Raw genomic sequence first — 17,612 nt, 5'->3', positions numbered from 1 at the left:
GGTGTTCAAGCTGGTGATGGCGGCCGCAAGAAGCTGGCGGAGGTTGATGGGCGAAAACCAGTTGCCCAAGGTGATCGCCGGTGTCAGGTTTAAGGACGGCACCGAGATCATTCCGATGCCGACAAACAGCGCCGCCTGATCGGCCCCATCACCTAAATTCCGTCATAGCTCAACGGTATGTGGGAAAGGCAAAAAGGGTGCAAGGCTCTCCTCTTTCATAAACAGCATGACGGCAAATAAGCCGATTACCGCCGCTTCCATGGCCATGCAGGATCAGCTTTCTCTCGGAACAGTCGGAGCGCTTCTGAGGACAGACTGAGCAGAGGCTTGGACGCAGTCGGCTGTGCCAGCCTGGGACCACGCCGCTCCTCGCGCTTGTACAAGCGCAATGCCTCTGCGGAGAGTTTCGGCAGACCCTCAGTGGATATTCGCTGACGCAACTCCTGCAAGGTCTTCTCAGGGTCGTCGGGCATGGCTGATCCCGCAGCCGGATGAGCACGGAATCGAGATCAGCGCAGAAGGGTAAGGAAGGTTCCGTGCAGTGCCCTACCCAAGAAGAGGGTCAGGCGGCATTGGGTAGAGTTGCAGGAGTTTAAGCCTGACGTTTGTGCAGAGGGAGGTGAAGACAAAATGCTGCTCCATTGATGCTCTACCCGGAAGAGACCTTTTTCGGAGCGATCAACATCAGTGGAGGCTGGTCCGATGCTAAAGCCCTTCTCGCGATACCTGACGGCGGTTGAGGAGCACCTTCCCTCTGAGCATCACCCACTTCTGCGCAATGGCCTCTATTTGGCAGTCCTTGACTGGTACACTGATGGTATCGAACCCATAGAGGCTGCTGCTCGGATCAGACATGCAGTGACGGGGTAGGTTCGGCAACCGAGCACTACGGCTACCGTTCTCTCAGAGGATGTGATTTCCCGAGGAGATGGCCATGGCAGGAAACAAGCAGCCGAACGAAGACCCAGGATTAGAGAACCTGAGCGTCAACAGCAGTCGCCGCAGCGGGGTGAAGGAAGACGGGACCGGCAACCCAGCCCACCAGGACGGGAAACACAATCCAACCGAGAGTGCCAAAGTGCCGGATGAGCAGATACCGATGGAGCAGTCGCCTGGGATCGAGGATACCGAGGGTCACCCGATCTGAAGTCACCTCTCCATCTTCAGCCGTTGAACTGATCGCTGTTAGCCGTAAAGGCGGATGGTTGGAGTTCAAGCAGGTGAATGAGGGTAGGGTATACTTTGGTCGTAAAAGACTAATCTAATTGGCGTGGTCTACTTGCAAATTCTTAACCTATGTTGTAAAAGCAGAACACCTAAGAAAAAAGGCCACCCTTGCGAGTGGCCCGAAGTTTAGGGAGGAAACGCCCAAGAAGGGCGAGCAGGACGGCAACGCCAATTGCCGTCCTGCATTGCAAAATATAGTTCACGCCTGAACATTGGGCAAGCACAAATGGGCAGCATGGCTGCCCATTTTCGTTGCTGCTGTCATGCGGCAGGGGCATGCCGCAATGTGCTCACGAAGCTCTTCGTGGCTCCCGGAACAGAGGGGCAAGCGTGTTGTGAGGACTGCCAACTCAAGCGGCTTCCATCTTGGCGGCTGGCGCAGTGGGAAGCGGCATCCAATACGTGGGTTCCAGACGCTTTGGGCGCTCGTTGATATGGCGCTCATCCCGAGACAGCCACCGACCTGAGACACTGCTGAAGTATCCAATCTCAACCCGTCCCACCCAGAGCAGGACATCATCTTCGGTCCTTGGCGCGGTCTCCATCGGCAGCCACTCGTCCATTCAACTGTCCCGCGTTAATCAATCGTGAACCGTCAAGCTAGAGGGATCACGTCAGAGATAAAGACTTGACAGGATATTGAGCCGTCCGAGGAGGGGAGACCCCGTTGACTGGACCTCTGGGGCTCAGCCCCTCCCGCCGCGAATGAGGGTGAGCTTTTGCATCATCGGTGGGAGGTCTGGGGGAGGGCGGCCGGCAGCTTCTAGGTCAGTGAACCGAGCCTTCCCCTTGGGATCGTAGCGACTCCGAGGTTGCTCCCCAAACGGTGACTTCTGGGGCTAGCTCAACCAAAAGTAGGTGCTTGGCAGGCACGAAAGTTTTTTACAAATCCCAAGCATTCCTTAGCAAAACTAAGCAAATCTCGGAGATAGCTTGTAAAAGCTGAACAGGAATTTTCGCTTTGAATGTATGTACTTAGGGGTAATTGGTAGGATGTTCTACCATTAAACTATCCCCCAACGAAGCCACTGAAATCCTTCGCCTTTTTCTGAGACTTGTCTCAGTGCTTCAGGCGGGATTCGAAACCGGCGTCGCGGTTGGCACTGAAATAGAAGGCTTTTGACGCGTCGTCAAGCCTTCAAGTTGAGAAGGCGTGCCGGATGCCGAAAGCGTGGATTGCGAAGGCGAGCCAGTCATAAGTAATGAAGTAACGTATAGCGAACGGTTTCTCGATCCAAGGAGATTTTCTGTCGCTTCCTTTAAAGTTTTCGCATACGGTGCCACACAGTTTGAGTAATAAGATATATCATTTCATAAATTGAATCTCGTTGATTTGGAACTTGCGCAGAATAAGTGACGCTCTCGTAAGTCCATCGGCGAGATCACCTTGTTTCGACGCAGGAGAGATATAGCAATGGCGACAATCTATGCACGCGAGGAAGATCACACGTGGGGGACTTCCCGGAGTGACGTCATCTACGGGACTGAGACGTATTATGACATCCTTCATGGTTTAGGTGGCAACGACACTATCTATGGTTACGCAGGCGGCGATTACCTGGACGGTCGTGCTGGCAATGATAAGCTATACGGAGGCAATGGAAACGACGAAATCGACGGTGGATTAGGTCGTGACACCTTGGTCGGCGGTGCAGGCAGAGACGCCTTCGAATTTCATAGTAAGTTGTCAAAATCGAACATCGACGTCATCACCGATTTCAACCCTAAAGATGATCGTCTCGAGCTGGCGCCCTACATTTTTGAAATGGGCGGACGGTCAATCAGCTATATCAAAGCGAGCGAGTTCTGGAAAGGATCGAAGGCTCATGATGCCGATGATCGATTCATCTATAACAATAAAACTGGCGTAATTTACTACGACCCGGATGGAACGGGAGCAACGGAGGCCTTGGCTCTTGCCAAGGTGAAGGCTGGGACAAAGCTTACGTATAAAGATTTCTTTATAGACGCCTTTTGATGAAATAGGCGGATTTCTCAGTCCGACCGGCCACTGGAGCTGTTTCCACGTGCGTGGAATGATCGCTCGTCTTAGGTTCGCCGCCTTTTTGATGGCGAACCGGATCCACTTCGCCGAAAAAAGCTCTAGTCACTGCAGATCAGGTTTCCTCATCCAGCGCCGCCTTCAGGCGGCGTCTCCATGTCGAGGCCGGATCTGAAGGCAGCTTCGTCCTCGGCCGCCTCCGCGTCGGCGGCGATCCGCTCGTAACGGTCGAGGGCGCCTTGGAGGATGTAGGCGGCGGCCATCTTGTCGACAGCGTCGGCCCGCTTGGCCCGGGAGGCATCCGCGTCGAGGAGGGTGCGGGTCACCACCATGGTGGACATGCGTTCGTCCCAGAACAGGACAGGCAGCGGCAGGAGGGGCTTCATGTTGCGCACGAAGGCGCGCGTGGCCTGGGAGCGGGGACCCTCCGTGCCGTCCATGTTGAGCGGCAGGCCCAGGACAAGGCCACCGACCTCGTATCGCGCGGCGAGATCCTTGATGCGTCCTACGTCCGGGGTAAACTTCACCCGCTTGATCGTCTCGAGCGGGGTCGCGATGCGCCTCTCCACGTCCGACAGGGCAAGGCCGATGGTCTTGGTGCCGAGATCGAGGCCCATGAGGCGGGCCCGCGGGGCCAAGCCATCGATGAAGGCGACCAACTCGTCATCTCGTGAGATCATGGGCTGCCTCCTCCTGCACCTGCCGGATCTCAGCCAGTATAGGGGAAGTGGCCCGGCGTCGAGACGGGAGAGGTCGTCGAATGCGCAGTGCCACCCCGGCGGCTGCAGGCCGGGAACGACGATGTCATCCTAAGCTGCGCTGGTGAGATCTGGCGATGACGGGGCAGGGCCCGTGCTGCCGTCGCGAGACGGCAAGGCGCCGCCCGAGCGATCGAACAGGTGACAGAACTCGCGTGCAAGATCGAGGTTGACGGTGGTTCCCACATCATGCCGTGCATCGCCCGGCTCGCGCACGGTCAGGCGGCGGCCCTGGCCCACATCGACATAGAGAAGGTGGCTCTCGCCAAGCTCCTCCACCAGCTCGACGCGCCCGCTGAGGGGACCCCGAGGGCTCACACGCACATGGTCGGGCCTGACGCCAAGGGTGACGGGCTCGCCCGGCTTGACACCCTCCGGCGCAACCGGGACGGCGAGGGTGCGGCCGCTGGGAAGGCTCACGAGTACCTCGCTCGGCCCGACGCCCGCAACCTGGCACTCCATGAAATTCATCTGCGGCGAGCCGATGAAGCCGGCGACGAACAGGTTGGCCGGGTGGTGATAGAGCTCGAGCGGCGTGCCGACCTGCTCGATCCGGCCTGCGTTGAGCACCACGATCCGGTCGGCGAGCGTCATCGCCTCCACCTGATCGTGCGTCACGTAGATCATGGTGGCGCGCGTGTCATGGTGGAGCTTGGCGATCTCGATGCGGGTCTGCACGCGAAGCGCCGCATCGAGGTTGGAGAGCGGCTCGTCGAAGAGAAACACCTTCGGATCGCGCACGATGGCGCGGCCGATGGCGACGCGCTGGCGCTGTCCGCCGGAGAGCTGCCTCGGCTTGCGTTCGAGGAGCGCCTCGATCTGCAGCATGCGCGCGGCCTCGCGCACCTTGGCGTCGATCTGAGCCTTCGAGGACTTCGCCAGTTCCAGGCCGAAGGCCATGTTGTCGTAGACGTTCATGTGCGGATAGAGCGCGTAGGACTGGAACACCATGGCAATCCCGCGCTTGGCGGGGACGAGGTCGTTCACGCGCTCGCCGCCGATGAAGAGATCGCCCGCCGTGATGTCCTCGAGCCCGGCGATGAGGCGCAGCAGGGTGGATTTCCCGCAGCCGGACGGGCCGACGAAGACGACGAACTCGCCGTCACGGATATCGAGATCGACGCCGTGGATGACCTTAATCCGACCAAAGGATTTCTGGACATTCTTGAGGATGACATCAGCCATTGAACAGCATTCCTTGAACTAGCCCTTCACAGCACCCGCCGTGAGGCCCGCCACGATCTTGCGCTGGAACACGAGCACCAGGGCGATGATCGGGATCGTCACGATGACGGAGGCCGCCATGATCGTGCCCCAGGGCAGCTCATAGGCCGTCGAGCCGCTCATGAGGGCGATGGCAGGCGGCACGGTGCGCCGCTCGTTGGTGAGCGTGAAGGTGAGGGCGAAGAGAAACTCGTTCCACGAGACGATGAAGGCGAGAAGTCCCGTCGTCACGGCGGCAGGCGCCATAAGCGGCAGGAAGACGCGTCGCACCACGATCCACGGCGTCGCGCCGTCGACGAAGGCCGCCTCCTCGATCTCCTTCGGCAATTCGCGCATGAAGGTGGTGAGAACCCAGATCGTGAAGGGCAGGGTGAGCATGAGGTTGGCGAGGATCAGCCCAGGCAGGGTGTTGTAGAGGCTAAAAGCTCGGATTAGCTCGAACATGCCGGCGAGTACCGCCACCTGCGGAAACATGGAGACGGCGAGGATCGTCATGAGCAGGAGTGAGCGGCCGCGAAAGGCGATGCGCCCGAAGGCGTAGGCCGCCGTGATCCCGAGTGCCAGCGACAGGGCCACCACGGAGCTCGACACGATGATCGAGTTCAAGATGTTCCGGCCGAATGGCTGGCGCTCGAATACAGCGACGTAGTTCGAAAGATCGAAGCGCTCCGGCAGATATGCCACCGAGAACAATTCGCTTCCAGAGCGGAAGGACGAGATGATCGCGTAGTAGAACGGAAAGAGCGCGAAGAAGGCGATGACGAGCACGAGCAGCCGGAAGCCGATCCGGGCGAGACGCTTCATCGCGGATCCTCCCCGAGCCGGACGCGCCCAGCCGCGAGCGTGATCACGACGACGAGGGCGATGATGAGGAAGATCAGCGTCGAGGCGGCGGAGCCGAGGCCCACCTCCTGGAAATCGACGAGCTGCTGGCGCGCATAGACGGAGATGGAGGCCGTGTCCTTCGAGTTCGATGTCAGAACGTAGATGAGATCGAAAACCCGCAGGGCATCGAGGGAGCGGAAGATCACCGCGACCAAAAGCGCCGGCTTGATGAGCGGCAGGGTCACTCTGAAGAAGACGCGAATGGGTGAAACGCCGTCCACTTTCGCGGCCTCGTAGATATCCTGCGGCAGCATCTGAAGGGCGGCCAGGATGAGCAGGGCCATGAAAGATGTGTGCTTCCAGACATCCACCATGACGGCGGCCCATAACGCCGTGTCGGCGTTGGCCGTCCAGCTGACGGGCGCAGCGATCAGGCCGATGCGCAGCAGGAGGTCATTGATGACACCGAACTGGTCGTGCAGCATCCAGTTCCACATCTTGGCCGACACGATGGTCGGGATAGCCCACGGGATCAGGATGATGGCCCGCATGATGCCGCAGCCCGGGAACGCCGCGTTCAGGATCAGCGCCACGACGATGCCGAGCACCGTCTCGATGGAAACCGACACGAGAGTGAACCACAAGGTGTTCCAGACGGAATGCCACCAGTCGGGCTCGGTCAGGATCCCGAACCACTCGCCGTCGTAATTGGCGAGATAATTCTCGAAGCCGATGAATTCGTAATCGCTCAGATTGTTGAGGTCGACATCGGTGAGGCTGAACCAGATCGTCCGCGCCAGGGGCCAGCCCGCAATGAGCGCAACGACGATCAGGCTCGGCGCAATGAAGAGCCACGCCGCCCTGATGCGCGAGCGCGTCAGCGACGAGCGGCGTCCCTGCACCTTGCTCTGCGCGGGGACGCCGGCCTGGGCGACGGCACCGCTCATGATCATTGCCAGCCGCTGCGCTTGATCCGCTTCAGGTCACGGTCGAGGCGGCCCAGCGCCTGCGCGGGTTCGGCGCGCTTGGAGAGAACCTGGTGCACCGCGTTGAAGAACTCGGTCGAGACCTTGTTGTAGTTCTGCCCCGTCACCGTGGCGGGGCGTGCAACCGCATTGCTGAACACGTCGACGAGATCGCCGATGAAGGGATTGGCCCTGGCGATGTCGGCGTCGCCGTAGAGCGACACGATGGTCGGGTTGAAGGAGCCTTCGACCGCGCGGCGCTTCTGCTCGGCCTCGCTCGTCAGATACATCACGAGGTCGGTCGCCGCCTCGGCGCTCTTGGAATATTTGGAGACGGCGAGAAGCTGTCCGCCGAGCGTTCCTGCATGGCGGCCGTCCGCGCCGCCCTTCGGCAAGGGCGCGATGCCGACCTTGTCCTTGATGGTGCTGTCGGCTCCTTGCGCCAGCGCCCACGCATAGGGCCAGTTGCGCATGAAGGCGGCGTTGCCGGCCTGGAAGATGCCGCGCGCTTCCTCTTCCGTGTAGTTGAGCACCCCTTCGGGCGTGATCATGCCGACCCAGGCCGCTGCCGTCTTCAGGGCCTCGGTGGCCTTAGGATTCTCGATGGTGACCTCGCCCTTCTCGTCGACGATGGTGCCGCCGTTGTAGGAGGCGATCCATTCGAGCGCGTTGGTGGTCAGGCCCTCATAGGCGCGGCCCTGCCAGGTATAGCCCCAGAATTCGCCGCGGCCCTCCTTGCGCTCGCCCTCCTGGATGAGGCGGGCGGTCTCGGTGAGGTCGGCCCAGGTCTGCGGCACGGGCCGCTTGTATTTATCCAGAAGGTCCTTGCGATAATAGAGCAGGCCCGCATCGGCGAACCACGGCACGGCCATCAGCTTGCCCTCGACGCGGCTGGTCTCGACCATGGCGGGAAGGTGGTCGCCGATCGTGCCCTGCGCCTTGGAGGTCAGGTCGAGCAGGTGATTGCCAAGGGTGCCGGTCCAGACCACGTCGATCTGGAATACGTCGATGTCGCCGGCGCCCGCTGCGAGAAGCTGCTGGAAGAGAGCGAGACGCTCGGTGGCGGAGTTGGGTGTCGAGACGATCTTAACCGTGTTGCCGGTCTTAGTCGCCCAGGCGTCGACGCCCTGCTTGCAGATCTCGTATTCCTTGCCGAGCGCGCTGCACGAGATGGAGATCTCGACAGCCCAGGCGCCGGTGGATGCGAGAAGTCCGGCGGCCGCGGCGAAGCTGGCGATGAGGCGGGACATGGCTATCCTCCTGCAGGCTTGATGTTTATTGCTTAGCTTCTTAAAGCCCCATCTGGCGTTTTGTTCCTGTGGAACGTGGTCAGGGACCGCTTCTGCCCCATCTCATGTTGCCGAAAACGAGGGAATTCTCATGAAAATCACATGGTTCGGTCATTCCGCCTTCCGGCTCGACTTCGCCGGCAAGGCCGTGCTCATCGATCCGTTCTTTACCGGAAATCCTGCCTTCGAAGGCGACAAAGCGAAGATCACCGAGGGCATCTCTCACGTCCTCCTCACGCACGGCCATGGGGATCATGTGGGGGATACCGTCGACATCGCGAAGAATACGGGCGCCAAGGTCGTCACCAATTTCGAGCTCTGCATGTATCTCGCCAAGCAGGGCGTTCAGAACTTCGATCCCATGAACACGGGCGGCACGACGGATCAGGGCGGCTTCAGCGTCACCCTGGTGCGCGCGGACCATTCCTCCGGCCTCGTGGAGATGGACGTGAACTTTCCGCTCGGCAGCGCCAACGGGATCGTCGTGAAGGCGCCGGGCGAACCGACCGTCTATCACATGGGCGACACGGACATCTTCGGCGACATGGCCCTGATTGCCGAGATCCATCAGCCCGATGTTGTCATCGTGCCTATCGGCGACCGCTTCACCATGGGCCCCGAGGTCGCGGCGCTTGCGGTCGAGCGGTATTTCGGCGGAGCCAAGGCCGCCATCCCGTGCCACTACGCCTCCTTCCCGCCGCTGGTGCCCAACGCCGACCGCTTCGTCGCGGCTCTCGACGGCAAGAGTATTCAGGTCGTGGTGCCGCATAAGACCGTGGGCGTGACGGTGCAAAAGTAACCTCCCCGTCATTGCCTCCCCGGACTTGATCCGGGGATCGGTGCCGGTGATCCCGATAGATAGCCGGCGCCTGGTTCCGCTTGCGGTTTCATTGGGCCCTCGCACCCTCCGACTGCACCCTCCGCCGTCATCACCGGGTTTGTCCCGGTGATCCCGATCGTCTCGCTCGGCCTCATCCTGAGGAGCCGCTGCAAGCGGCGTCTCGAAGGAGGAGTTCAGGGCTGTTCCGGACCCTCCTTCGAGACGCAGCCTCACGGCTGCTCCTCAGGATGAGGTAAGAGGACGGAAAAGCGGCAAGGCGAAGATGGCCGGGACTGATCCCCGGACTCGGTCAGGGGACGGCCAGGACGGGGAGCAGGACAAAGGAGAGTGTGACGAAGGCGGGTGCAAGAGAGGACGCGGTGGCTCGCGCTGTGCTCCTTCTTCATCGTCAGCGATTATGGGTTTCCACGCCTGCGGCGCGGCCCTTGAATGACGGCGTGGAAGGAGCCATTGCCGGACGAAGCTTTGATTTTTTTGATTCAAGCGGACAGAATTCCTGCGGGAATTAACCGAATAACGACCACTCCTGGTGAACTCTGGCCGAGATCGTCGCTCAAGAGCCCGAAGCGAAGCCCGTTTTGCCAGATTATGTGATCATCTCTCTCAGCATCTTGACCGCGGCGATCGGGATCATCGGTGCTGCCTTCCTGTTCGCGCGTGGACACAACGACGATCTCGCCAGAGCCGAGGGTGATTTGGCAAACCTTGCCCTTTCTCTTCAGGAGCGGACCGACGGCGTCTTCCAATCCGTCGAGAACGTCATGAGGGATGTGGTCGGCCGCATCCCGCAAGCCTGCCTCAAGGCGCACGAGTTCGACGGGTTCTCCGCCTCGCAGGCCACGAAGGCCATTCTGGTCGGAGCGTGTCATTCCCTGTCTCAGATCGTCCGCATCGATCTCGTCAATGCCCGGGGGCGGATCGTCGGCTCGTCGACACCCCGCCCGATGTCAGATCCGATCTATCTGAAGGATGCCTCCTACTACCGGGCCCTCGCGACGGATCCGTCACTCACATTGTATCTCGGCGAACCGATGAGAATCCGGGCAACCGGCAAAAAGGTTCTCACCCTTGCCCGGAAAATCGAAGACACCGACGGAAATTTCCTCGGCATCGTCGTCGCCACGATCGATCTCAGCCATTTCGAGCAAATCTACAAGGATCATCTCAGAACGCACTCCCAGGCGATCACGCTCTATCGGCGCGATGGCATCATTCTGGCGCATTGCCCGATCTCGGAGAGGGCGCTCGGGCGCCGCGTGTGGAGGCCCAACACTCCCCTGCAGCGCCTGATTGCCAAGAACATCGCGACGCTCATTCGCGATGTCAGCTGGATCGACCGGAAGGAGCGCGTGGTCGCTCTTCATCCTCTCGCCCATTATCCGGGAGGCATCGCGGTCAGCCGGACCGTGGCGGAGCTCATGGCCGGACGGCGCCTAGAAAGCCGCCTGATCGGGTTCGTCGCCTATCTGATGGATATCGGGATCGAGGCCGCCACTCTGCTCGGGTTGAGGCATGTGAGAACCGGTATTCTGCGGGCGGCCAGCGAGAGCTACCTGTCGCGCCACGATGTTTTGACAAAGCTTCCCAACAGGCTGCTCTTCGTCGAGGACCTGAAGCGGACGTACCTCGCGTCTCAACGATCCGGCACGGACTTTGCCCTGTTCCTTCTCGATCTCAACCGGTTCAAGGACATCAATGACACTTATGGCCACGTGGTGGGAGACGAGATCGTTCAGACGGTGGCACGGCGCCTGCGCGAGCGTCTCAGAAAGACCGACTTCATCGCGCGCATCGGCAGCGATGAGTTCGCGATCATTCAACGGCCGATCAGAGGTCGGCAGCAGGTCATAGACCTCGTCACGGCTATTCAGGCCGCCATGAGGGTCCCGTGCACGGCCGGCAACACGGAGATCGATGTCGGCCTGTCCATCGGCGTTGCGATCGCATCCTCCGACGGCAATACCTCGACCGAGCTCATGAAAGCGGCCGATATTGCCCTCTACGCGGCAAAGTCCGATTCCAGCAGCAGCTATCGGCTCTACGACGCGGACATCAAGGATTCCCGCGCGGAACGTCGCGCGCTCGAGGGCGCCCTGAAGATCGCTCTTGAAAACAAGGAGCTCGAACTGTTCTATCAGCCGATCCTCGACCTGGCGACAAATCAGCTGTGGGGCTGCGAGGCCCTGGCGCGATGGAAGCACCCGACGAAAGGCATGATCTCGCCTCTGCAGTTCATCCCCACCGCCGAAGAGTCGGGCCTCATCGGCCCGATGGGCGACTGGATCCTAGAGGAAGCCTGTTCGACGGCCATGACCTGGCCCCAGCCGTTCAAGGTCGCGATCAATCTCTCTCCGGTGCAGTTCAGGAGCCGGGACGTTCTCGCCAGCGTCAAGACGGCCTTGGAGATATCAGGCTTGCCGGCGCAACGCCTGGTCCTGGAGATCACGGAATCCGTCAAGCTCACAGATGAAGCGACCGCGACCCTCAAGCGGCTCAAAGCGCTCGGAGTCTCGATCGCGCTCGATGATTTCGGCACCGGCTATGCCTCGATGAGCTATCTCAGCAGCTTTCCCTTCGACAAGATCAAGATCGATCAGTCGTTCGTGCGCGGCATGATGGACTCCCCGGACAGCCGCGCGATCATCAAGGCGACGATCGGCCTTGCGAAGGACCTGAAGATGAGCACGACCGCCGAAGGCGTCGAAACGGAAGAGCAGCTCAACGCCCTGCACCTGGCCGGCGCCTCCCAGGCCCAAGGCTACCTCATCGCCAAGCCGATGCCCCGCGAAGCCATCGCGGCCTTCATCACGAACCTTCAAGGCACGCAGCCGAACAAACGCGACGAACAGGCGCCGGTACGGGCGGTTGCGTAAGGGTGGTGCGGCTGGCACCGGGGAAGATCGGGATTAACGGCGCGAAGCCGGTGACGACGAAGGCGTCATGCCGTAAGGCTTGGACCCGTTCACTCTTCCGGTGCCCAGGACGGACGTCCGGTTGATTCATGGTGCGCTTCAAGCGCGGGAACGCGCCGGCGTGCCTCTTGATCGCTTTGCGGCTGACGACGTGTTCAGTGCCACGGCGGCGCGAATGAGCGCCTTCAACGCCTCTTCGTCGATTGTGTCGCCCTCACGGATATCGATGGCGCGCCGTGTATTGCCGTCGAGGCTGGAGTTGAACAGGCCTGAAGGGTCCTCCAACGAGGCGCCCTTGGCGAAGGTCATCTTCACGACGCTCTTGTACGTCTCGCCGGTGCAGATGATTCCCGCGTGTGACCACACCGGAACGCCTCTCCACTTCCACTCCTCGACCACGTCGGGGTCGGCCTGCTGGATGAGATCTCGGATCCGGGCGAGCGTCTCGCCCCGCCAATCAGCCAACTCCTGGATTCTCCCGTCGATCAGCCGAGAGGGAGAGTCTTCTCCTTCCACCGAGCCGCTCTTGCTCTTCTGCATGGCTGCTGTCGCTTTCGTCATGGTTGTTGTCGCCCTCCCGTCATTCGCGTATCGCCAGTCCGCGCGTGCTGCCGTCGCGCCCTGGTCCGATTACGTCATGCTGCTTTTTAAACAGGGACTGGGGGAAGCGCCAGTGAGCGCTCTTCTGAACGTCCCGTCCGCCATGACGGGCAGCCTGAGATCAAGGTGATGGTGCTCGGAGGGAGCTTGCGCTTGCCGGAGGCGCGTCGCATCAGTCGCGGGACCTCCGGCGCTTTTCCGCCCGGTCGGGCACCAGATTGCGCCGCAAGCCCATCCATAAAATCACGACAAACAGAATGGACACGGCCGGCCAGTGGAACCAGATTTCGTGCAGTCCACTGAAGAGGTTGATCAGGAACAGGAACACGGAAATCACGATGGCTGCCCGGAGCGGGCGCGGCAGATCCGCCAACCGCCCGGAAAGGCCGCGCACCGACGTCATTGACCCGGCATTGTCATGAGGCGATGGAGCGCCACCGGCATGAGCGGTTCCACGAGCGGTTCTTGGTGCGGGTTTCACCCCGTCCTTGGATTCGGTCTGCCCGAAAGTTGCCCCGCCCAAGGTCACCCGATAGCTCATTACGGGAGCCGTGACGTTCCTGACCTGCTGCTGGCCGAGATAGTCGAACCCGACCGACAGTTTGTTGTAGACCTGATCGTAGACCGGGCCGGAGATCAGGATGCTGCCGGGTTCCGACAACTCCTGGAGCCGCGCCGCGATGTTGACGCCGTCCCCATAGATGTCCGAACCGTCGATCATCACATCGCCCAGGTTGATGCCGATGCGAAAGCGCATGCGCTGCGCCTCGGGCAGATGGGGGTCCTGGGCGGACAGCTCCTGTTGGATCTCGATGGCACACTGCACCGCCTCGACCACGCTGGGGAATTCGGCGATGACGGCGTCTCCCCAGGTATTGACGATCCGCCCGTCATGGTGCTTGATCAACGATGCCATGGCAGTCCGATAGCGCTGCAGGGTCGCCAACGTGCCGGGCTCGTCCGCCTCCATCAGGCGGGAATAGCCGTGGACATCGGCGCAAAGAACAGTGGTCAATCGCCGTTTCAGCTTCTCGGTCATGACAGGCATGATAGCGCGGAATCTCCTGAATCGCATGGGCTGCCGCAATCCGTGCCCGGGCGGAACACCGACACCCCTTTCCCGCCGCGGCAACTTGGCGTATCCTGTTCACATAGGTAAGGTCCCGCAATGGCCCTGGGCTTCGACAAGCCCCTTTCATCGACGACCCTGTCGACTTCCCTCCTGTACCGCGTGGGTTGCGTAACCCGATAACGTAATCGGTTCGGCTGCAAGCCTCTTCTGCGGTCCACGCCCCTGGACGTGTGTCGCCGCTCGTAGGGCTCCCGAACCAAGGAGCGAGACATGAGCATGACTCAAGTGCGCGGCGAAACCGCGATCGAGCCCCCGAGCGCGCGGACGGTCGACATGAAGCTCGAGGTCGTCGTCATCCCGGTTGCCGATGTCGATCGCGCCAAGCGCTTCTACGGCGACCTCGGTTGGAGGCTCGATGCCGACTTCGCCACCGATGACGACTGGCGCGCGATCCAGTTCACGCCGCCCGGTTCCGGATGCTCGGTCATCTTCGGCAGGAACGTCACTGCGGCGGCGCCTGGCTCTGCGCGAGGATTGTATCTTGTCGTCTCCGACATCGAGGTCGCCCGTGAGGAGTTGCTCCGTCGCGGCGTCGAGGTCAGCGAAGTCTTCCACGGCGCCGACGACGTCCGCGCCGGCGCGGACGAACCCTACGTGTTCGGGCGGCTCCGGATCAGCGGCCCGGATCCCGAACGCCGTACCTACCGCTCGTGCGCCTCGTTCAGCGATCCCGACGGCAACGGCTGGCTGCTGCAGGAGATCACGGCGCGATTTCCCGGACGCGTGGATGCGAACGGGACGACATTCACCTCGTCGACCGAGCTCGCGGCGGCGCTCCGCCGCGCAGCGACTGCGCACGGCGAGCACGAGAAACTGATCGGCCACCACGATGAGGAATGGCCGGATTGGTACGCCGAGTACATGGTCCGGGAGCAGGCGGGCAAGGAACTGCCGTCATGAGCGGCGGGACCCAGCGACGGGCGGAGCGCATAGGACCTCGGGAACCGCAGGCCTCCCGGATGCCCTGAATATCGACAAGCATGCCGATCTCACTGCCCGGCACGCAAGCTCGCTTGCCGACCAGAGAGTTGCCGACCAGGGAGAATGACGATGTCCTTTCTCACGACCTCGGTTGCAGTGCTTCTGGCCACGTCGGCGGCCGCCGGTCTGATCCCGACGCAGCTCGTCGCGCAGCCCGCCACAGCGGACACGGCGGCCGGAGACACTGCCATCCGCCCCTTCCGCGCCGACATTCCCGAGGAGGCGCTGGTCGAACTCCGCCGCCGCATCGCGGCGACACGGTGGCCCGACCAGGAGACGGTCGCCGACCAGTCGCAGGGCATACAGCTCGCGAAGATTAGGCCGCTCGTCGAACATTGGGGCACCGGCTACGACTGGCGGAAGGCGGAAGCCAAACTGAATGCCCTGCCGCAGTTCATGACCAGGATCGACGGCGTCGACATCCACTTCATTCACGTCCGCTCGCCTCATCCGAACGCCCTGCCGCTGATCATGACCCACGGCTGGCCGGGCTCGGTGTTCGAGCTGCTCAAGACCGTCGGTCCGCTGACCGATCCGCCGGCTCACACGGAGGGAGCGCGCAGGACGCCTTCGATCTCGTCCTTCCCTCGATGCCGGGCTACGGCTTCTCGGGCAAGCCAACGGACACCGGCTGGGGACCGGACCGCATTGCGCGAGCATGGGCGGAGCTGATGAAGCGCCTCGGCTACACGCGCTACGTCGCCCAGGGCGGGGATTGGGGCTCTCCCGTGTCCAGCGCGATGGCGCGCCAGGCGCCGGCCGGCCTGCTGGGCATCCATATCAACCTGCCGGCCATCGTCCCGCCCGAAGTGGCCGCGGCGCTCGCCGCCGGCGCGGGCCCGCCGGCGGGCTTGTCCGAGAAGGAGCGCGCGACATTCGACGAGCTCAGCGCCGCCGCGAAAATGGGGAACCGCTCTTATGCCTTGATGATGGGCACGCGGCCGCAGACGATCGGCTACGCGGTCGCGGACTCTCCGGCCGGCCTTGCGGCATGGATGCTCGGGCATCCGGGCTTCGGGACGTGGACCTACAGCAGCAGCGATCCCGAAAAGTCGCCGGACGAGGTGCTGGACGACATCTCGCTGTACTGGCTCACGAACACCGCAGCCTCTGCGGGGCGGCTGTACTGGGAGTCCGGCGGACGCAGTCCTGCTTTTTCGGTTCCGGAAAGGACCGCCGAGATCTCGCTCCCGGTGGCCATCACGGTCTTTCCCGGGGAGAGCTATCGCGCCCCGGAATCGTGGGCCCGGCGCGCCTATCGCAACCTGATCTACTTCCACGAGGTCGACAGGGGCGGGCACTTCGCGGCCTGGGAGCAGCCGGACCTCTTCGCCAAGGAAATCCAGGCGGCGTTCAGGGCGCTGCGCTGATCGCTCCGAAGACTAGATGCCCCGCAGGGCGAGTTTCTGATCGTCAATCCGCCGGAGGTTTAGAACGGCTCACGAGTTGAACGCGTCCTTGGAAGCCGAACCGACAACTGTCGACTGACACCCCCATCGACCAACACGCAGGGAGGAACACGATGTCCCTTGTCACCACCTCAGCCATGCTTCTCGCAACCTCAGCAGCCGTGTTCGCCGTCAGTGTGATCCCCACGCCTCTGGCCGCGCAGCCCGCCCTCGCGGGTACGGCGGCCGAGGACACCACAATCCGTCCGTTCCGCGTCGACATTCCCGACGAGGCGCTCGCCGACCTTCGCCGCCGCATCGCCGCGACCAAGTGGCCGAAGCGGGAAACCGTCACGGATGCATCGCAAGGCGTGCAGTTCGCGACGATGCAGAAACTCGCGCGCTATTGGGCGACAGATTACGACTGGCGCAAGGTCGAGGCGAGGCTGAACGCGCTGCCGCAGTTCACGACCAACATCGATGGATTGGACATTCATTTCATCCACGTCCGTTCACTTCACCCCGATGCGTTGCCGGTGATCATCACGCACGGATGGCCCGGATCGATCATCGAACAGCTGAAGGTCATCGATCCGCTGACCAACCCTACGGCCCATGGCGGAAGTGCGTCGGATGCTTTCGACGTGGTGATCCCGTCGCTGCCGGGCCACGGGTTCTCAGGACAGCCCACGGCTCCCGGTTGGGATCCGCAGCACATAGCCCGCGCCTGGGTGGCGCTGATGAAGCGCCTTAGATACACGCGTTTCGTTGCGCAGGGCGGCGATTGGGGCGATGCGGTGTCGGAGCAGATGGCCGTGCAGGCACCTCCGGAACTGATCGCCATCCACACCAACATGCCGGCCACCGTACCCGATGAGATTGCCAAGGCCCTCCAATTCGGCGATCCGGCTCCGTCGGGGCTCTCGGCCGACGAGCGGCATGCCTACGATCAGCTCGACTACTTCTACAAGCACGGCCTGGCATATGCCCAGGAGATGAGCAACCGCCCCCAGACGCTGTACGGGATCGAGGATTCACCCATCGGTCTAGCCGCCTGGATGCTCGATCACGACATCCGCAGCTACGAGCTCATCGCACGGGTCTTCGATGGTCAGCCTGAGGGCCTCACGCGCGACGACATCCTCGACAACGTCACACTCTACTGGCTGACGAACACGGCGGTCTCGTCGGCGCGCCTCTATTGGGAGAACAAGCTCGCCTTCTTCGCCCCGAAGAACATCACTATCCCGGTTGCCGTAAGCGTCTTTCCCGATGAGATCTATGCCGCCCCGCGGAGTTGGGCCGAGAAAGCATTTCCCAGGCTGGTTCACTACAACCGGCTTGAGAAAGGCGGACACTTCGCGGCCTGGGAGCAGCCCGAGACCTTCGTTCGGGAACTCAGGGGGGCGTTCAAATCATTGCGCTGACGGAGAGGCGATGGAGCGCAATTATGTGATGCGCCCCATCG

Annotated in this window: 13 protein-coding genes and 2 pseudogenes; 8 read left to right on the top strand and 7 right to left on the bottom strand. The window is 61.8% G+C overall.

What is annotated here, in order from left to right:
• From FS320_RS15270 to FS320_RS15260, 3 genes and pseudogenes are all read left to right on the top strand, one after another.
• A pseudogene (locus tag FS320_RS15270) lies at positions 1–139 on the top strand (IS256 family transposase); the annotation flags it as partial.
• Positions 140–934: 795 nt separating this feature from the next.
• The gene (locus tag FS320_RS15265) at positions 935–1,147 is read left to right on the top strand and encodes a hypothetical protein (protein WP_152712705.1); all 213 of its coding nucleotides are present in this window, start codon (positions 935–937) and stop codon (positions 1,145–1,147) included.
• Between the two features lie 1,494 nt (positions 1,148–2,641).
• Positions 2,642–3,205, top strand: coding sequence for a calcium-binding protein (locus FS320_RS15260; RefSeq protein WP_152712704.1), 564 nt, complete (start codon positions 2,642–2,644; stop codon positions 3,203–3,205).
• 149 nt (positions 3,206–3,354) lie between these two features.
• On the opposite strand, the gene ruvX is transcribed toward FS320_RS15260, so the two are convergent.
• From ruvX to FS320_RS15235, 5 genes are all read right to left on the bottom strand, one after another.
• Positions 3,355–3,909: a Holliday junction resolvase RuvX gene (gene ruvX / locus FS320_RS15255; RefSeq protein ID WP_152712703.1), complete on the bottom strand. Its 555-nt coding sequence runs from the start codon at positions 3,907–3,909 to the stop codon at positions 3,355–3,357.
• Positions 3,910–4,038: 129 nt separating this feature from the next.
• A complete protein-coding gene (locus FS320_RS15250) occupies positions 4,039–5,172 on the bottom strand; it encodes an ABC transporter ATP-binding protein (RefSeq protein WP_152712702.1) in 1,134 nt (377 codons plus the stop codon).
• Positions 5,173–5,190: 18 nt separating this feature from the next.
• Positions 5,191–6,015, bottom strand: coding sequence for a carbohydrate ABC transporter permease (locus FS320_RS15245; protein ID WP_152712701.1), 825 nt, complete (start codon positions 6,013–6,015; stop codon positions 5,191–5,193).
• Entirely contained in the window at positions 6,012–6,983 is a 972-nt protein-coding gene (locus tag FS320_RS15240) for a carbohydrate ABC transporter permease (protein WP_152712700.1), read from the bottom strand. The genes FS320_RS15245 and FS320_RS15240 overlap by 4 nt, the downstream gene beginning before the upstream one ends.
• Before the next feature lie 2 nt (positions 6,984–6,985).
• A complete protein-coding gene (locus FS320_RS15235; RefSeq protein WP_152712699.1) occupies positions 6,986–8,251 on the bottom strand; it encodes an ABC transporter substrate-binding protein in 1,266 nt (421 codons plus the stop codon).
• Between the two features lie 130 nt (positions 8,252–8,381).
• Between FS320_RS15235 and FS320_RS15230 the strand changes: the two genes are divergently transcribed.
• Positions 8,382–9,089 carry a metal-dependent hydrolase gene (locus tag FS320_RS15230; RefSeq protein WP_152712698.1) on the top strand — a complete coding sequence of 236 codons (708 nt, stop codon included), beginning with the start codon at positions 8,382–8,384 and terminating at the stop codon, positions 9,087–9,089.
• Between the two features lie 620 nt (positions 9,090–9,709).
• A complete protein-coding gene (locus FS320_RS15225) occupies positions 9,710–12,004 on the top strand; it encodes a putative bifunctional diguanylate cyclase/phosphodiesterase (RefSeq protein ID WP_152712697.1) in 2,295 nt (764 codons plus the stop codon).
• Positions 12,005–12,142: 138 nt separating this feature from the next.
• On the opposite strand, the gene FS320_RS15220 is transcribed toward FS320_RS15225, so the two are convergent.
• Both FS320_RS15220 and FS320_RS15215 read right to left on the bottom strand, forming a co-directional pair.
• Positions 12,143–12,604, bottom strand: a complete 462-nt coding sequence (locus tag FS320_RS15220) for a DUF1801 domain-containing protein (RefSeq protein WP_152712696.1) — start codon at positions 12,602–12,604, stop codon at positions 12,143–12,145.
• Between the two features lie 211 nt (positions 12,605–12,815).
• Positions 12,816–13,691, bottom strand: a complete 876-nt coding sequence (locus FS320_RS15215) for an adenylate/guanylate cyclase domain-containing protein (protein ID WP_192926294.1) — start codon at positions 13,689–13,691, stop codon at positions 12,816–12,818.
• 294 nt (positions 13,692–13,985) lie between these two features.
• On the opposite strand from FS320_RS15215, the gene FS320_RS15210 reads away from it, so the two are divergent.
• The 3 genes and pseudogenes from FS320_RS15210 to FS320_RS15200 all read left to right on the top strand — a co-directional run bounded on the left by FS320_RS15210 (position 13,986) and on the right by FS320_RS15200 (position 17,571).
• A complete protein-coding gene (locus tag FS320_RS15210) occupies positions 13,986–14,675 on the top strand; it encodes a VOC family protein (RefSeq protein WP_152712695.1) in 690 nt (229 codons plus the stop codon).
• Between the two features lie 150 nt (positions 14,676–14,825).
• Positions 14,826–16,126 (top strand): annotated as a pseudogene (locus FS320_RS15205) (epoxide hydrolase family protein).
• A 152-nt stretch (positions 16,127–16,278) separates the two neighbouring features.
• Positions 16,279–17,571, top strand: a complete 1,293-nt coding sequence (locus tag FS320_RS15200) for an epoxide hydrolase family protein (RefSeq protein ID WP_152712694.1) — start codon at positions 16,279–16,281, stop codon at positions 17,569–17,571.
• The last annotated feature ends 41 nt before the right edge of the window (positions 17,572–17,612 follow it).

This window comes from Microvirga tunisiensis (genome assembly GCF_009296175.1).
GTDB lineage: Bacteria > Pseudomonadota > Alphaproteobacteria > Rhizobiales > Beijerinckiaceae > Microvirga > Microvirga tunisiensis.
This window is presented reverse-complemented; position numbering and strand designations above follow the sequence as displayed.

Coding starts and splice junctions, on each gene's coding strand:
- FS320_RS15265 (WP_152712705.1), top strand. CDS start 935: ATGGCAGGAAACAAGCAGCCGAACGAAGACCCAGGATTAGAGAACCTG.
- FS320_RS15260 (WP_152712704.1), top strand. CDS start 2,642: ATGGCGACAATCTATGCACGCGAGGAAGATCACACGTGGGGGACTTCC.
- ruvX (WP_152712703.1), bottom strand. CDS start 3,909: ATGATCTCACGAGATGACGAGTTGGTCGCCTTCATCGATGGCTTGGCC.
- FS320_RS15250 (WP_152712702.1), bottom strand. CDS start 5,172: ATGGCTGATGTCATCCTCAAGAATGTCCAGAAATCCTTTGGTCGGATT.
- FS320_RS15245 (WP_152712701.1), bottom strand. CDS start 6,015: ATGAAGCGTCTCGCCCGGATCGGCTTCCGGCTGCTCGTGCTCGTCATC.
- FS320_RS15240 (WP_152712700.1), bottom strand. CDS start 6,983: ATGAGCGGTGCCGTCGCCCAGGCCGGCGTCCCCGCGCAGAGCAAGGTG.
- FS320_RS15235 (WP_152712699.1), bottom strand. CDS start 8,251: ATGTCCCGCCTCATCGCCAGCTTCGCCGCGGCCGCCGGACTTCTCGCA.
- FS320_RS15230 (WP_152712698.1), top strand. CDS start 8,382: ATGAAAATCACATGGTTCGGTCATTCCGCCTTCCGGCTCGACTTCGCC.
- FS320_RS15220 (WP_152712696.1), bottom strand. CDS start 12,604: ATGACGAAAGCGACAGCAGCCATGCAGAAGAGCAAGAGCGGCTCGGTG.
- FS320_RS15215 (WP_192926294.1), bottom strand. CDS start 13,691: ATGCCTGTCATGACCGAGAAGCTGAAACGGCGATTGACCACTGTTCTT.
- FS320_RS15210 (WP_152712695.1), top strand. CDS start 13,986: ATGAGCATGACTCAAGTGCGCGGCGAAACCGCGATCGAGCCCCCGAGC.
- FS320_RS15200 (WP_152712694.1), top strand. CDS start 16,279: ATGTCCCTTGTCACCACCTCAGCCATGCTTCTCGCAACCTCAGCAGCC.